A 16,049-nucleotide genomic window follows, 5' to 3' on the forward strand; every position below is an offset into this window, starting at 1 on the left:
AGTCTTTCCTGGATTTTGTCACTACCCGGCAGGATCACATTTATGGCCTAAAATCTAAGCAGCCATTAATACAGCCGCCTGACCCGTAACGTTATCTATTCAGCCTGTGAATTTAATCCGCTGTCCGCCACTACTTTCCCGGTCTCCAGCTTAATTAATCGGTCGGCCAGCGGGAAATAGCGATCGTCGTGGGTGATGGCTAATACGGTTTTTCCTTCCGCCTTCAGCATGGGCAGCAGCACTTTATAGAACACTTCTTTAAAACCGGGATCCTGATCCGCCGCCCACTCGTCGAACAGGTAAAAAGGCCGGTTTTCCAGCCACGCCTGCAATAACGCCAGCCGTTTACGCTGCCCCTGTGACAGCGCGGTGGTGGAGAAACGTCCGTCGCGGAAGGTCACTTTATGCTCGAGCCTGAGCAAGTGCAGCAGCTTTTCAACCTGCTCCGTCGTGCGTTCGTGAACATTGTCCACATCGTCAAAGAGAAAGAAGTCGTTAAACACTACGGCAAAATGCTGGCGATAGATCTCCCGCATTTCCGGCGTCACCGGCCGGCCGTTAAGTCTTAATTCGCCGCTGTCCGGCGGATAAAGCCCCACCAGCAGGTTAGCCAGCGTAGTCTTCCCGCTGCCGTTGCCGCCGACCAAAAACACCAGTTCACCGCGAGTAAAGCGAAGGCTGAGCGGGCCAAGAGTAAAACGCTCGCCCTCTTCGCCCTGATATTCATAACGAATATCGGCCAGCTCAAGGCTGTCGAAATCCGGCGTGTTGACCAGCGGCAGCAGCTTTTCCTGTGGCAGGTCGGCTTTTAGCCGGGCAATGCGCTGGAGCGCAATTCGGGCGCTGGTCAACGTCGGCAGCGCCGAAAGCACACCTTCAACCGGCACAATCATATACAGGAATATCATGGCGTAGCCGGTCATTACCGCCGAACTCAACGCCAGATATTCCCGCAGCAGATACAGCACCACGCCGATAAAGGCGAAGAACAGCACGCTGCCCCAGCTTTTTGCCAGGCCATAAAATACATAGCCGCGTGTGCGTTCGATGCGCACCGCTTCGATATTTTCGCTCAGCGGTCCTTCAACAAAATGACGCCTGCGCGGCGGGTTAAGGCGAAACTCGCGCCCGCCGTCGAACAACTTTTTACACTGGGCGATAAGCGTGTCTTCCCGCTGGCGCGAACTACGCAGCAGCCCCAAAGCCTTGCCGTGAGCAGCACGATAGCCCGCCGCGCCCAGCCCGAGCACCAGCAGCGCAAGGAGTAAAACCTGCCACGACAGCGTGCCGAGGTAGATCAGGCAGCCGACGATCGCCGCCCCGTAGATCAACAGCCCCGGCAGGCTGACGAAAAACACCACCAGAGTATCGAGATCCTGGGTGAGGATCGAAATCGCTTTCGACATGCCGGTTTTTTCGAGCTGCGACCACGCCGTTTCGCTGACGTGATCGACTACGTCTTTGCGCAGGGTCGCCTTCACTTTTTGCCCCAGCCACATAAAGAGCGTTTCCGCCAGCACCCGGGTTGCCAGCATCAGCGCCGCCAGCAGCACAAATTTCAGCGCTTCGCTTGCCAACCCGCCCGGCGGCAGCGTCAGGCTGTGGTTGATGACCGCCAGCAGCGAAGCGTTGCTTAACCCGCTGACTACGCTTGCGAGCGCGGCCAGCACCAGCCATCCACCCACGAGGCGAAACAGCATGATTAACAGAGACATTGTTCATTCCTTTTCGACATTACTCTTCCGGCGCTATTGTTAGTGTGTATGCGCCCGGCTACGAATAAGCGGCCATACCAGCAGCGGTACGCCAACCAGAGACGCCACCAGCCCAACGGGCAGCTGACGCGGATAAAGAAAGTTGCGGCCCATCCAGTCCGCCAGCACCATAATCAGCGACGAAATAAGCGCCGCGGTGAACAGCTGGGCCATTGGACGTTTTGCTCCGGCTTTACGCGCCAGATGCGGCCCGAGCAGCCCCACGAAGGAAACCGGCCCCACCACCAGCGTGGCAAGCCCGGTCATCAGCGCCGCCAGAATCAGCACGCTGACCCGCGCCCTGCCGACGTTAACGCCGAGCGAACCGCTTACCGGGCCAAGGGGCAACAGCAGCAGCCAGCGTTTACAAAGCGGAGAAATAGCGAGCAGCAGCAACATGGCGAAGAACACGCCGATGGCGATGCCGTTATTGACGTAGTAAGTGCTGCCGGTCATCAACTGGAGCAGCATCGCGCTGGCCTGCTGGTTGTTGAGCATCACGATGCTTGCCACCGCCTGGAACAGCGCGTTCAACGCCAGGCCGTTAAGCAGCACGCGCTGCGGATTGAACGCTCCCCGTCGGCTGCTCCACAGCGTAATCAGCAGGCTTAGCAGCGCCCCGGCTGCGCTGCTTAAAATCATCAGCCCGGTGCCGCCGCCGGGGAAAAGCAGTAGGAACGCAGTGACGCCCATTGCCGCCCCACCGCCGATGCCGAGGATCTCCGGGCTGGCAAGCGGGTTGCCGCTCACGCGCTGCATCAATACTCCGGCAGCGGCCAGCAGCGCCCCGGCGCTCAATGCCGCCAGCAGGCGCGGCAGACGCATAGGTAATATCGCGTGCTGCTCCATAAGTGTCGTCCAGTGCCAGCCATGCAGCCCCTGACCAAGAAACAGCGACAGCACCACGGCAACCGCCAGTAGCCCAAACGCCATCCCGGCCGGGAAACGCACGCCGCCCGGCTCACCTTCATAAGCCGAAGGTGCGGTTTCCGGCATCTGATGCCGCGCTTTTGAAGCCAGCAGAATAAGCAGCGGGCCGCCGGTTAACGCCGTCAGCATGCCCACCGGCAGAAGCTGCCCGTCCAGCAGCGTGATGCGGCTAACGCTAAGGTCGGTAAACCACAGCAGACCGGCCCCAATCAGCAGCGACTGGCACAGCATCTGCCGCGTGGTTCGCGCCCCGCCAAGGCGCGCCAGATGAGGGGCAGCCAGCCCGACAAAACCGATGACGCCAACGCTGTTGATGATCAAGGCGCTCATCACTAAAGCCAGCGCCATCGCCGCCGAGCGGATCAGCAGCGGCGACGCACCCAGGCTGCTGACCATCGCTTCCGGCAGCATGAGCAGCGCCAGCGGCCTCAACAGCAGCAGCAGGGCAAGCGCACAAAGCGCCAGCCAGGGCGCAATCGCCGCCACGCCGCTCCAGTCCGGCTGCGCCAGCGAGCCGCCGCCCCACATCAGCACCGACAGCAGGAAACGATCGTTGATAACCGCCATGATCATGGTGAGCGACCCGCACCACAGGTTGATCAGCATCCCGGCCTGAATAGTCACCAGCGGCGACAGGCGCTGTCGCCAGGCGAGCAGCAGAACCAGTAGCAGAGCGGCAACTTCCCCGGCGATTATCACCCCGGTACGCGCCGTGAGCAGGCTGGCAGGGAACCACATAGAGGCCACGCCAAGCGCGAGGGTTGCGCCGGAAGTCATTCCCAGCGTGATAGGCTCCGCCAGCGGGTTACGCAGCGCCCGCTGCATCAGCCAGCCGCACAGCGCCAGCGTCGCTCCGCCGAGCCACGCCATCACCTGACGCGGGAACCACATTGAATGCAGGATAACCGCATGGGCATCCACCATTTTTGAGCTGAACAACAGGCCCAGGCCATGCTGAAGCCCGCCGAACTGCGCCACGTTTTGCAGCGCCAGAGCAAGACTTGCCGCCCATAGCCCGGCGATCAGTAGCCAGGAGGTTATCACTCGTCCGGACTCAGCCATGCTGCCACCCCGTAACAATCTGGCTCAGCGCTTCGGCAAGGCGAGTCGCCGTGACCAGCGCGCCGCCCGAACTGAATTTTTGCTCCAGGAGAGCAACCTGCGGCTGGGCGGTCAGCGGCAGACGCTGCCAGAGCAATGAATGCTGCCAGCTGCGGATAAACGGCTGCTGCCCGTCTTCGGCAAGTAAAATCAGCCCGGCGTTTTCGGTACCGATGCGCGTCAGCTCGACCAGCGCCTCTCCCTGAGCATTGGTGCCTCCGCGCCAGGCATTAGCGATGCCACAGCCCGCCAGCACGTCTCCCGGCAGGCTTCCCTTGCCGTAAAGTTTTATATGTAGAGCGTCCACCGGCGTAGCCAGAAACAGCGGCCGCGTGTAGCCCGCCGCCGCTTCCTTCGCCTGCCGGGTAGCCTGTTCAAAAAGAGCCAGTACGGCCTGGGCCTGGGTTTCCCGGTGCAGAACCGTAGCCAGCCGGGCCAGCGAGGTTTTCCAGGCCGCCAGCGTGCCGGTTGGCAGCGTTAACGTAGGGGCGATTTGTTCGAGCTGGGGCTGTAACAACCCGTGGCCTGGCGTTATCACAATCAGGTCGGGTTTCAGGGCATACAGCGTTTCGAGATTCGGCTGGAACAGCAGGCCGATGTCCACCACGCTGGAGGGCAGCTCCGGCGTGCCGATAAGTTTGCGATACCAGTCCGGGGCGGAGACAGCCTGCGGAGTGACGCCGAGCGCCAGGATAAGCTCCGTCAGCCCCCAGTCCAGCATCGCAATCCGCCGCGGCACGCCGGGAACGGCACCAGCCGCCCCGATAAAGGGGGCGGCCAGCGCGAGAGTCAGTAAACGTCTGCGGGAAAGCATTCGTTTACCACTGGTAGCTCAGGGTCGCCACATACTGGCGTTTCACCGCGTATTCGCAGCCGTTGTTCTGGCAGGCGGCAAGGTAGGTTTTGTTAGTCAGGTTGGCGGCGTTAAGCGCGATTTGCCACTGCCTGTACTGCCATGCAGCTCGTGCGTCATAAACAGTTGCCCCCGGGACCTGGAGCGAGTTATCGCTGGTCGCATAGCTCGGGCCAACGTAGCGCACGCCGCCGCCCAGCGAGAAACCATCCAGCGGGCCGCTGAAGGCATACTGGCTCCAGAGCTTCGCGGTATTGCGGGAAATACCCATTGGATGTTTGCCTTCGGTGCCGTCGTTGGCCTTGAGCACTTCAGGATCGGTCAGGGCATAAGAGCCGAGGATCTGCCACGCTGGCGTCAAGTTGATCTTGCCTTCCAGCTCGATACCGCGGGAGCGGATCTCGCCGGTCTGCACGCTGTAGTTAACATGATTAGGATCGGCCGTTGCCACATTGGTCTGGCGAAGATCGAACAACGCCAGCGTAAACAGCGCGTCCATGCCAACCGGATCGTATTTCAGGCCCACTTCGGTCTGCTTGCCTTTGGTCGGCTTAAAGCCGTTGCCGTAAAAGTCAGTTCCGGCGCTCGGTACGAATGACGTCGAGTAGCTGATGTAAGGCGCAATGCCGTTATCAAAGTGGTAGAGCAGCCCCGCCCGGCCCGTCGTCGCATAATCGCTGCGGCTCTGGTAGCTGTCGGCCAGCAGATCGGTCGCTTTGGTTTTAGCATGATCGTAGCGCCCGGCAAGGCTCATCACCCAGTTATCCAGCGCCATCCGATCCTGCAAATAGAGACCCGTTTGATCCATCGTCGAGTGGCTGCTGCTGGTGAACGCCGGGACTTCAACCGGGGTGCTGTAATCCGGGTTGAGGTAGTTAAGCGGTGAAGCGTCGCCGTAACCCGCTCGGCTGCGCACCGATGAGTGCATCACGTCCACGCCCACCAGCGCGGTGTGCGAAACCGGGCCGGTATCTAAGCGGAACTCGCCCTGGTTATCCGCCGCGAAGTTGCTCGTGGTCTCGGTGAGATTCATGGAATAGCGATCCACCAGCGGCCGGGTCGCATAAGTCCCAAACGGGTAAACCATGCGGTAGTCCGCGCTGCTGCTGATGTAGCGCACGTTCTGGCGCAGGGTCACATTATCGTTCAGCTCGGTGCGAAACTGGTAGCCGATGCTGCCCTGCTGGCGGCTGTAGGTATCAAAACCGGGCTGGCCGCCGTAGAAGTTGCTGCCGATCTTGCCGTTCGGGTTGTTCACCAGCGTGCCGTTCATCGGCATCATGTTGTAGAAGCCAGAGTCCGGATCTTTACGCAGTTGGGCCAGCAGCGTCAGCGTGGTGCGGTCGTTTGGCTGCCAGGTGAGAGACGGCGCAATGTCGTAGTGCTGGTAACGGGTATGGTCAACCTGGGTTCTGGTGTCAAAGAAGGTGCCCGCCACGCGCCCCAGCCACGCTTTGCTGTCTGTCAGCGGGCCGGTCACGTCAAAGCCGGTGCCAAACTGGTTGTTATTCCCGGCGCTGACGTAAACCTGGCCGCCGGGCTGTGCCTGCGGGGTTTTGCTTACCAGATTCACTACGCCGCCGGGGTTGGCCTGGCCGTACAGCACCGAGGCAGGCCCTTTCACCACTTCAATGCGGGAAAGCAAGAACGGGTCCCAGGCCGGGCGGCTCCACCAGGCTTCGCGCGGCAGGCGCAGGCCATCGAGGTATTCGTCGGCCTCAAAGCCACGCACCGTGATGGTATCAAAGCGGGTATCCGGCCCGGCGCTTTCTGAAGAGACTCCGGCGACATAGCGCAGGGTTTCCGGCACGTTCTTCGCGGCCATCGCGGCAATTTGCGCCTGAGTGACAACCGAAATGCTCTGCGGCGTGCGGCTAATCAGCGAGCTGGATTTGGTGCCCGCTTCTGCCTCATGCGCCACAATGCTGGTTTCATCTTCCTGCCCGGAGGAGGAAGGCGCGGCCGCCGTTACCACCATCGTGCTTTCAGGAGCAGCCGGTTTATCTGCCGCCTGCGCGAAACCTCCGCATGCCGCGAAGACTGCACAACTTAACGCCTTCAAAGGCATGTTCCCGTTTAACCATCCGCCCTGTTTCATATCGACCGTATCATGTTATAAGAAGAGGATCGAAATGATAATTATTCACCTTTAAAAGAGAAGAGCACGGGTGGCAGAATAGCGCAAGCCGGTGAGGATATATCGCAAAGCAGACAGAGATTGTCTTAACGCGCTACTGCGCCATGAAATGGCGAGAATCGGACGAATGGCAGGCAACAGATGATAAAGCAATTCACACAGCAGAGTCCGCAGGAAGCGTTTCTGGAAGTACGAGAGCTGCATTATAGCGCAGGGAGCAGGGAACCGTTTCATGCCCATGAACAAGGCCAGCTGATTTACCCGGTGAGCGGCGTCGCGAAGATCCGCAGCGAGCAAAACGTCTGGGTTGTGGCCCCCGGCCACGCGCTTTGGCTTCCTGGCCGCCTGCCTCACGGGCTGGAAGCGATTGGAAAAGTGCTGACCCACAACCTGTATATGACGCCCGCCGCCTCTGCCGCCTTTGGCCTCCATTGCCGCAGCCTGGCGGTTACGCCCCTGTTCCAGTCATTGACCGCTGCCGGTTTAGAAAAACCCGCCGATGCCCAGCGCGCCCGCCTGCTGCACGACCTGCTGCATAACGAACTCCTGCGGCTTCAGGATATCGCCCTGTGCCACATCACCCTGCCCCAGGACAGGCGCATTCGCCAGCTGTGTGACGCCTTGTGCAGCGACCTCTCTCAACGCGAAACCCTCGCCTGGTGGGGCAGGCAGGTCGGCGCCAGCGAACGCACCCTCGCCCGACTGTTCCGGGAAGAAACCCAGCTCAGCTTTACCGAGTGGCGTCAGCAGATGCATCTGGTAGAGGCGGTTTGCCATCTGGCTCGCGGCACCACTATCAGCAACCTCTCCAGCACGCTCGGCTATGCCAGCAGCAGCGCGTTTATCGCTATGTTCAGGAAAAAGCTGGGGGTTTCCCCCCAGAGGTATATTGGCCGCTATCTCTGAGATGACTTTTACAATCCGGTTCCATCGGCGATAATCAGCGTTTACGCCTTCTACCGGAATAACCATGAGCGACACGCAACCTGCCCAGGCGACGGCCAAACGTCCGATGAAACTCAGCACTTCGGTCACGCTGATGCTGTGTGCCGTTATCGGCTCGGTGCTTTTGGTGGTCTACGCGCTGTATTTCATTCAGGTCAGCAATGCCACGCGCAGCGGCCTGAAAGATACCGCGCTGGCGGTGGCCAGAACCCTGGCCGACGATCCGACGATTAAGCTCGGGCTGACTCTGCCCCACGACAGAGACATTATTCCGCCGGTGGCCTCCCGCGTGCAGGATCGAAACGATCTGCTGTTCGTGGTCGTCACCGACATGAACGGCATCCGCTATTCGCACCCCAAGCCGGGCAATATCGGCTCGCATTTTATCGGCGACGATATTTTCCCGGCGCTGGAAGGCAAAGAAAACGTCTCGATAAACCACGGCGTGCTGGCGGAGGCGCTGCGCGTCTTTACCCCGGTTTATAACGAGCAGCACAAGCAGATTGGCGTGGTCGCCATCGGTATTTCGCTAAGCAAAGTGGACCAGCAGATAGCCAAAAGCCGCTGGAGCGTACTGTGGACGGTGCTGTTCAGCGCCCTGGTCGGTTCGCTCGGTACCTGGGTGCTGGTGCGCGTATTGAAGCGCATTCTGTTTGGCTTTGAACCTTATGAAATCTCCGCCCTGTTCGAGCAGCGCCAGGCGATGCTGCAATCGGTCAAAGAGGGAATTATTGCAGTCGATCGTGAAGGCCGCGTCACTTTAATCAACCACGCGGCGCGCAAAATGCTGCTGTCGCCGGACGATTTCCGCCTCGGTAAAACCGTGCCGCCGGGGCCGCTGGTCTCCACGCTGTGCGAAGTGTTACGCAGCGGTATGCCAATTCAGGACAGAGAAATTATCAGCTACGGGCGTCTGGTCTTGTGTAATGCGGTGCCGATTCGTATAAATAACCAGGTGATAGGCGCGATAAGCACCTTCCGCGATAAAACAGAAATCAATTTGTTGACTCAGCGTGTAGACGGCATGGTGAATTATGTCGACGCTCTACGCGAGCGTTCTCATGAGTTTATGAATAAGCTGCACGTTATTCTTGGCCTGCTACAGCTTAAGCATTACGACAAGCTTGAAGAGTACATTCTGCAAACCGCCAGTAATTACCAGACGGAAATCGGCACGCTGCAAAGCAAAATTAAGTCGCCGGTTATCGCCGGGTTCCTGATTGGCAAAATTAATCGCGCGCGCGAAGCGGGGCATCATCTGGCGCTGGCCGATGAATGCCAGTTGCCGGACAACCCGAACGAACTTCAGGTGATGGCGCTGATTACCGCATTAGGCAACCTGATTGAGAACGCACTGGATGCGATGGCCGGGCAGCCGGACGGGGAAGTGGGCGTATTGCTACACTACCAGAACGGCGTGCTGAGCGTTGAAGTCAGCGACGACGGCCCCGGCATTGAGCCGGAGAAAATTCAGGCTATTTTTGACAAAGGCTTCTCCACCAAAGGCGAGCAGCGCGGCGTTGGGCTGTTCCTGGCCAAACAGCAGCTTGAACGGCTCGGCGGCAACATTCAGGTGGAGTCTGAGCCGGGCGTCTTTACCCAGTTCTTTGTGCAGTTACCCTGGGATAGTGAAAGGAACAATTCGTGATCAATGTATTAATAGTCGATGATGATGCCATGGTTGCGGAATTAAACCGCGCCTACGTCAGCCAAATCCCGGGCTTTAGCTGCTGCGGCTCCGCTTCCACGCTGAAACAGGCGCGGGAGATGGTAAATAACCCGGAGTTAAAAATAGATTTGATCCTGCTGGACGTTTACATGCAGCAGGATAACGGTCTCGATCTGCTGCCGACCCTGCGCGAAGCGGGGAAAAGCATCGACGTTATCGTTATTTCATCGGCGGCGGACGCGGCGACAATTCAAAAATCGATGCATTACGGCGTGGTGGACTATCTGATTAAGCCGTTCCAGTTCCCGCGTTTCGAAGAGGCGCTGACCAACTGGCGCGAAAAGAAAAACCTGATGGGCACCCACAAATATTACGAACAGGCGGATGTCGACCGCCTGCTGCACGGTGGTTCGCCGGTGGTGGCGGACTCAAAGCGCCTGCCGAAGGGGTTAACGCCGCAGACGCTGCGTACCATTTGCCAGTGGATAGATACGCATCCGACGGAAGAGTTTTCCACCGATGAGCTGGCGGCGGCGGTCAATATCTCCCGCGTATCCTGCCGTAAATACCTGATTTGGCTGGCACAGATTAATATTCTGTTCACCAGCATTCATTACGGCATGACCGGCCGCCCGGTTTACCGCTATCGCCTTCAGGCGGAACAGCTCGGCCTGCTCAAGCAATACTGTCAGTAAGCAGCCGGTAGTCGCTTTCCAGCGGCGTAAAGCGGAATAAATTGGCCGAAGAGAGAATAATCTCGCGCCGTTTAGTTACAAAAATCGCCTCGATATCGGGGCGGTTCTTCAACATGTTAATGCCCTTCTCTACGCCCATGCCGATAATCAGCGTCGTCCAGATATCGCCGTCGATAGAGTCCGCCGAAACAATGGTGACGCTCTCGAGTTCGTTCTCCAGCGGGTAGCCGGTGCGCGGGTCAAGAATATGGTGATAACGTTTGCCGTCCAGCTCGAAGTAGCGCTCATACACGCCGGAAGTCACTACCGACTTATTGGCAACTTCAATCACGCCCAGCATCTCATCCGCCCCGCTAAACGGTTTTTTCAGGCCAATTGACCAGCCGCCCTGCGGTGAGCCAAGAGTCTGAACATTGCCGCCGAGGTTAATCAGCCCCTGCTCCACGCCCTGCTTGTTTAGAAAATCGCGTACGCGGTCGGCAATGTAACCTTTGGCTATTGCCCCGAGGTCAATTTCCATTCCCGGTTGGGTAAGAAAAACGCTGGCTGCGGCTTCGTCCAGCAGCACCTGATGAGGGTCAGTAAGCGGCAGCAGAGCAGCTATCTCCTGCTGCGGCGGCACGCTGTCGCCCTTAAAGCCAATCTTCCAGCGCTTAACCAGCGGGCCGATGGCGAGGTTAAAAGCGCTGCCGGGGAACAGGCTGGCGGCCTTTGCGCATTTGATAAGCTCGAACACCGGGCGGCTGACGACAACAGGATGCTGACCGGCGGCGTGATTAATGCTCATCACCTGCGATTGGGCGCGGTTAACGGTGAGTAGATCTTCGTATTGTTTGATCAGGCGGAACACCTGGGAGGCGAGCGTTTCGTTGTTCTCGAACAGCTTGAGGAGGATGGGCGAACCCATTAATACCGCGGAATATCCGTAAACGCCTTCGGTTTGTGACATAGCGGCTCCTTGTTGCTTGAAAGGATTGCGCCCCGGCGTTAACCGGGGCGCTTCGGGCTTAACGTTTTGCCCAGCTTGCCGCCTGATGGCCCGCCAGGGTGCCAAAGATAATGATGTCTGCCACCGCGTTACCGCCGATGCGGTTGCCGCCGTGGATGCCGCCAACAACCTCACCCGCCGCGTAAGCGCCCGGGATAACCTGTTGCTGTTTGTTCAGCACTTCGGTTTCAGTGTTGATGGTCACGCCGCCCATGGTGTGGTGCACCCCCGGCGCGATGCGGATGGCGTAGAACGGGCCATCTTTAATCGGATTACGCAGCGCGGTTTTACGGCCAAAGTCTTCGTCGTACTGATTTTCCACGAAGCCGTTGTAACGCTCAAGCGTTGCCAGGAAAGTGTGGTAATCCATACCCAGTTTCTCCGCCAGCTCGCGCGGCCCTTCGGCGCTAACCACAAAGCCTTTGGCGATGTATTCGTCAGCCGCTTTGTTTTTGGTGCGCACGTTTTCATCGAACACGATGTAAGCGTATTTCTCCGGCAGGGCAATAATCTGCGCCGATACTTTATCGCGAGTTTCCATTTCGTTGAAGAAGCGGCTGCCTTTCTGGTTCACCAGGATAGCGCCGCCGCCGCGAATCGACTCGGAAATCAGGTAGGACGTAGTTTGCTCAACCGTTGGGTGGATCTGAATTTCACCCATATCCACGGTGCCCGCGCCCAGTTTTTCCAGCAGGGCAATACCGCCGCCGGTCGCGCCTTTGTGGTTGGTGGTGACGAAGCCGTCCAGGTCAGGGCGGTATTTCACCACCATCTGGCTGTTGGCGCTGAATCCGCCGGTGGCAACGATAACGCTCTTCGCATGAATGGTCAGGGCTTCGTTTTCGTCAGTCAGCAGCTCCACGCCGCTTACCGCGCCCTGCTCAAACAGGATTTCGGTTACCGCGGTGTCCATCAGCACGTCGATACCGCGTTTGTTAATGTTGCGCAGCAGGCCGCTAATCAGGTAGCCGCCAACCGCCGATCCGTCGCGCGGGCGGTGGGTACGGTCGATGCTCATCCCGCCGGTGGTGGTGATGTCGTTCAGCATGATCCCGCGATCCGCCAGCCACTCAATCGCCTGCGGAGCCGTCTCTACAAAGCGGTGCAGCAGCTCAGGATTGTTTTTGCCGTAACCGCCTTTCAGGGTTTCGGCGTAGAACAGCTCTTTGCTGTCGTTAATGCCTTTTACGCGCTGGAAGCGGGTTTCGGCCGCATTCATCCCGGCGGAGGCCTTCACGGTATTGCCGCCGATGGAAGGCATTTTCTCAACGATCAGCACGCTAGCGCCTTCGTCGTGAGCCTGAATCGCCGCTGCCAGGCCCGCGCCGCCGCTGCCGACAACCACAACATCGTAGTTTTGTGGGGCGCTAACGCCGCCGCTCTCTTCAAACGCCCGCTGCTTGCTGGATTTCACCATCGCTTTGGAGACGGCTTTTTTCACCGCTTCGCTCTGGGAAGTCGCGCCGGAAATGGCGTCCACAAACGGCGAGTTGGCGGTCAGGATACGGGTACGAATTTCTTCAAAATTGGTCGTGAATTCAACGTCGTCCTGCGGGCCTTCGGCCAGCGCGATGTCCGCGATGCCTTCGTTATCCAGGCTAACGTTAATCACCAACTGGTTTACGTCATCGCTGACGGTTTCTTCGAATACGCCCGGTTTGAATTTGGATGCGCCGCCCATGCTCATGTCGCGGATCATCGCCTCTACCAGCGAGAAGCGCCACAGCGGTTCAGGAATAGTCAGCTCTTCGCGTTTGGTGCTATCGATAAACAGATCCAGCACTTCGCCGTTGGCGATGCGGTCTGTCCAGTCCGGGTAAGCGATGCAGGCGCGGCCTACCGCCACCAGGTCATAGCCGTTTTCCAGCGCGGTTTCTACGTCAGAAGCATTGACGATGCCGCCCACGCCCATCACCGGGATTTGCGCCAGTTCGGCGGAACGCATCTGGCAGTATTTGTTAATCAGCGGCGTCGGGTCGGTGGTGTCGTTGATTGACGGACGCAGCGAGTAGCCCAGCGAGAAGTGCAGGTAATCAAGGCCGCGCGCCGCCAGTTTCTCCAGCAGATACATGGTGTCGTCGAAGCGGATGCCGGGAACTTCAAGCTCTTCAGGAGAGAAGCGGTAGCCGATGATAAATGAATCGTCGGCAAACTGGCGCACCATCTGGTGGGTAATATCCAGCACCGCCAGCGGGAATTTAGCGCGGTTATCGCGGCTGCCGCCCCATTCGTCGTCACGCTGGTTGGAGTTAGGAGAGTAGAACTGCTGAATAAGGTAGGTGTTGGCTCCGTGGATTTCCACGCCGTCGAACCCGGCCTGAATAGCGCGACGAACGGCATCACCGAATTTACCAACCATGCCTTCCACTTCTTCGGTGGTCAAAGCGTTCGGGGTTGCAGCCCCATCGCGAGGAGCGGCCAGGGCGCTCGGCGCAACCGGAGTACGGCCACCGATAAGTTTCGGATCGACCATGCGGCCGCCGTGGTAAATCTGCAAAATAGCTCTGGAGCCTTCGGCTTTGATCGCTGCGGCAATTTTTGCCAACCCGGCAATTTTCTCGTCGTTATCAATACCGATAGCGCCCGGGAAAGCGAGGCCGAGATCGTCGATAAAGCAGCATTCCACCACGATAGTGCCGATGCTGCCGGCGCGAACGCGGTAGTACTCCACCAGCTCTTCGGTCACCGTGCCGTCAAAATACCCGGTGCAGGTGGTCATCGGCGCCATCAGCAGGCGATTTTTTAACGCCGTACCATTGGGTAAGGTAAAGGTGCTGAGCATGTTTTTGTCGGTGTTCATAATGCGACTCCAAACTTTAAAATTTAAACTTGAGAATTGGGTGCTGGCGTTATTTTTGGTTATGGTTATTTGCCATTATGCATAGCAACAATATAAGACTATTTTTAGTTACCAAACTATTTACGTTAGTTTAAAAACTATTAAATCACCTCAATAACAGAATTACCCACAACGTGTTATTAATTAAAATCCAAAAAATCACATCTTATTAAAAGACGATAACAATTTAATTACTTCGCCACCAACACCAGGAAATACATTCCAGGCCTTGCGCGGCGCGGAATCGAGTCAGCTAAAAGTGATAAAAATCGACTTAAAGGCGCATTTTTAATGATCAAAGTGATAACTTTTCACCGAAAATAACCCTACTCCCGGGTTAACTATTATTTATTTTAAAAATAGATAACAGAATCTCATTTCTTGATCCGGATCAATTGCCATATACCCCGAAAGCGCAATATATAAATATCACCAGTATTTAATTCATCGCAGAAAAAATGCGCTGAATAGCTATTTCTGAAGCAGCTTAAATTCATCTTTAATTAATAAAGAAAGTTAAATAACTAAAGAAAGTGAATTAGCCGGAAATAGAAAACCCGAATCCTTAACTACTTATAACGGTGTCATTATGAGTGTAATAACCACCAATCTACCGCCGCTCAAAGCGAGCACGAAGAAAGCGGGCAGCAACAACCGCTGGCTGATGATGGCGCTGCCCATCATCGTTGCGCTGTTGCTGCTGCTGGTCCCGGTTCCTGACGGCCTGCCGCCTTACGCCTGGCACTTCTTTGCCATCTTCGTCGGCGTGATTGTCGGGCTTATCTTCGAACCTCTGCCCGGCGCCGTTATCGGCCTGACCGGGATAGTGGTCATCGCCCTTGGCAGCCAGTGGCTGCTGTTCAGCCCGGAGCAAATGGCCGACCCGAAATTTAAGCTGGCCGGTGCCTCCTTTAAATGGGCGGTAAGCGGCTTCGGCAACTCCACCGTCTGGCTTATCTTCGGCGCATTTATGTTTGCCGCCGGTTACGATAAAACTCAATTCGGCCGCCGCCTGGCGCTGATTCTGGTGAAATATCTTGGCCGCCGCAGCCTGACGCTGGGCTACGCCATTGCCTTCGCCGACCTGCTGCTGGCACCGTTTACCCCGTCCAACACCGCACGCAGCGGAGGCACAATCTATCCGATTATTGCCAACCTGCCGCCGCTGTACGGCTCTAAACCTAACGACCCGAGCGCACGTAAAATTGGTTCTTACCTGATGTGGGTGGCGATTACCGCAGCCTGTATCACCAGCTCAATGTTCCTTTCCGCTCTGGCACCTAACCTGCTGGCGCTGGCGCTGGTGAAAAGCATCGTCGGGATTAACATCTCCTGGGGCATGTGGTTCCTCGCCTTCCTGCCGCTTGGCCTGCTGCTGCTGCTGACCATGCCGCTGCTGGCCTACTGGCTCTACCCGCCGGAAGTGAAAGTGAACGACGAAGTGCCAAAATGGGCGAGCCGCGAGCTGGAAAAACTGGGCAAGCTGTCCCGCAATGAGATCCTGCTGCTGGTGTTCGTCTGCTTCGCGCTGATGATGTGGATCTTCGCCGCCAGCTGGATTGAACCAGCCCTGGCCGCCCTGCTGGTCATCGTCCTGATGCTGTGGACCGGCGTGCTGAACTGGAACGACATCACCAACAATAAAGCGGCGTGGAACACCTTTGTCTGGTTCGCCACCCTCGTCGCCCTGGCAGACGGCCTCTCTTCTACCGGCTTCATCACCTGGCTGGGTAAAGAAGGCGGCGCGCTGATGAGCGGCATCGCCCCGGGCACCGCAACCATCGTGCTGCTGCTGGCGTTCTACCTGCTGCACTACCTGTTTGCCAGCACCACCGCACACACTACCGCGCTGCTGCCGGCCATGCTGACCATCGCTTCTACTATCCCCGGCATGAATATGGAAGTGTTCTGCCTGCTGATGGTGACCTCGCTGGGTATCATGGGCATCATCACCCCGTACGGCACAGGCCCAAGCCCGATTTACTACGGTAGCGGCTACCTGCCAACCAAAGATTACTGGCGCCTTGGCACCATCTTTGGCGGCCTGTTCCTCGCCGCACTGCTGCTGATTGGTTATCCGTGGATGGCGATGCTGTTCTGATTTAAAGCCGCTGGGGGGCAACTTCCGGCGGCTTATT

The 16,049-nt window shown here is 57.8% G+C and carries 10 protein-coding genes; 4 read left to right on the plus strand and 6 right to left on the minus strand.

Going from position 1 to position 16,049, the window contains the following annotated elements; genetic code table 11:
• Positions 1-95: 95 nt before the first annotated feature.
• Genes FOC35_RS04255 through FOC35_RS04270 form a run of 4 tightly spaced genes read right to left on the minus strand, consistent with a single transcriptional unit; the run spans position 96 to position 6,706 of the window.
• Positions 96-1,715 (minus strand): cyclic peptide export ABC transporter, encoded by a 1,620-nt coding sequence (locus FOC35_RS04255; RefSeq protein ID WP_172568243.1) that lies wholly within the window; start codon positions 1,713-1,715, stop codon positions 96-98.
• 39 nt (positions 1,716-1,754) lie between these two features.
• Positions 1,755-3,746 (minus strand): Fe(3+)-hydroxamate ABC transporter permease FhuB, encoded by a 1,992-nt coding sequence (gene fhuB, locus FOC35_RS04260; RefSeq protein ID WP_172568244.1) that lies wholly within the window; start codon positions 3,744-3,746, stop codon positions 1,755-1,757.
• Complete coding sequence (locus tag FOC35_RS04265) at positions 3,739-4,599, minus strand: iron-siderophore ABC transporter substrate-binding protein (protein ID WP_172568245.1); 861 nt, start codon at positions 4,597-4,599, stop codon at positions 3,739-3,741. The genes fhuB and FOC35_RS04265 overlap by 8 nt, the downstream gene beginning before the upstream one ends.
• 4 nt (positions 4,600-4,603) lie before the next feature.
• Positions 4,604-6,706 (minus strand): TonB-dependent siderophore receptor, encoded by a 2,103-nt coding sequence (locus FOC35_RS04270; RefSeq protein ID WP_254065388.1) that lies wholly within the window; start codon positions 6,704-6,706, stop codon positions 4,604-4,606.
• A 210-nt stretch (positions 6,707-6,916) separates the two neighbouring features.
• On the opposite strand from FOC35_RS04270, the gene FOC35_RS04275 reads away from it, so the two are divergent.
• The 3 genes from FOC35_RS04275 (at position 6,917) to dcuR (ending at position 10,084) form a co-directional block, all read left to right on the plus strand.
• The gene (locus FOC35_RS04275; RefSeq protein WP_172568247.1) at positions 6,917-7,681 is read left to right on the plus strand and encodes a helix-turn-helix domain-containing protein; all 765 of its coding nucleotides are present in this window, start codon (positions 6,917-6,919) and stop codon (positions 7,679-7,681) included.
• A 64-nt stretch (positions 7,682-7,745) separates the two neighbouring features.
• The gene (locus tag FOC35_RS04280; protein ID WP_172568248.1) at positions 7,746-9,368 is read left to right on the plus strand and encodes a sensor histidine kinase; all 1,623 of its coding nucleotides are present in this window, start codon (positions 7,746-7,748) and stop codon (positions 9,366-9,368) included.
• Positions 9,365-10,084: a two-component system response regulator DcuR gene (gene dcuR / locus FOC35_RS04285; protein ID WP_016535102.1), complete on the plus strand. Its 720-nt coding sequence runs from the start codon at positions 9,365-9,367 to the stop codon at positions 10,082-10,084. The genes FOC35_RS04280 and dcuR overlap by 4 nt, the downstream gene beginning before the upstream one ends.
• Here dcuR and FOC35_RS04290 read toward each other — a convergent pair.
• Positions 10,065-11,033, minus strand: coding sequence for an FAD:protein FMN transferase (locus tag FOC35_RS04290; protein WP_172568249.1), 969 nt, complete (start codon positions 11,031-11,033; stop codon positions 10,065-10,067). The two genes, dcuR and FOC35_RS04290, sit on opposite strands and share 20 nt — an antisense overlap.
• Positions 11,034-11,091: 58 nt before the next feature.
• Positions 11,092-13,872 carry a flavocytochrome c gene (locus FOC35_RS04295; RefSeq protein ID WP_016535100.1) on the minus strand — a complete coding sequence of 927 codons (2,781 nt, stop codon included), beginning with the start codon at positions 13,870-13,872 and terminating at the stop codon, positions 11,092-11,094.
• Positions 13,873-14,500: 628 nt separating this feature from the next.
• Between FOC35_RS04295 and FOC35_RS04300 the strand changes: the two genes are divergently transcribed.
• Positions 14,501-16,012: a DASS family sodium-coupled anion symporter gene (locus FOC35_RS04300; RefSeq protein ID WP_305792506.1), complete on the plus strand. Its 1,512-nt coding sequence runs from the start codon at positions 14,501-14,503 to the stop codon at positions 16,010-16,012.
• Positions 16,013-16,049: the final 37 nt, after the last annotated feature.

This window comes from Cedecea sp. FDAARGOS_727 (assembly GCF_012273235.1).
GTDB lineage: Bacteria > Pseudomonadota > Gammaproteobacteria > Enterobacterales > Enterobacteriaceae > Cedecea > Cedecea davisae.

What these genes read in the sequence shown, in the direction of transcription:
- FOC35_RS04255 (WP_172568243.1), bottom strand. Translation starts at nt 1,715, where the DNA reads ATGTCTCTGTTAATCATGCTGTTTCGCCTCGTGGGTGGATGGCTGGTG.
- fhuB (WP_172568244.1), bottom strand. Translation starts at nt 3,746, where the DNA reads ATGGCTGAGTCCGGACGAGTGATAACCTCCTGGCTACTGATCGCCGGG.
- FOC35_RS04265 (WP_172568245.1), bottom strand. Translation starts at nt 4,599, where the DNA reads ATGCTTTCCCGCAGACGTTTACTGACTCTCGCGCTGGCCGCCCCCTTT.
- FOC35_RS04270 (WP_254065388.1), bottom strand. Translation starts at nt 6,706, where the DNA reads ATGCCTTTGAAGGCGTTAAGTTGTGCAGTCTTCGCGGCATGCGGAGGT.
- FOC35_RS04275 (WP_172568247.1), top strand. Translation starts at nt 6,917, where the DNA reads ATGATAAAGCAATTCACACAGCAGAGTCCGCAGGAAGCGTTTCTGGAA.
- FOC35_RS04280 (WP_172568248.1), top strand. Translation starts at nt 7,746, where the DNA reads ATGAGCGACACGCAACCTGCCCAGGCGACGGCCAAACGTCCGATGAAA.
- FOC35_RS04290 (WP_172568249.1), bottom strand. Translation starts at nt 11,033, where the DNA reads ATGTCACAAACCGAAGGCGTTTACGGATATTCCGCGGTATTAATGGGT.
- FOC35_RS04295 (WP_016535100.1), bottom strand. Translation starts at nt 13,872, where the DNA reads ATGAACACCGACAAAAACATGCTCAGCACCTTTACCTTACCCAATGGT.
- FOC35_RS04300 (WP_305792506.1), top strand. Translation starts at nt 14,501, where the DNA reads ATGAGTGTAATAACCACCAATCTACCGCCGCTCAAAGCGAGCACGAAG.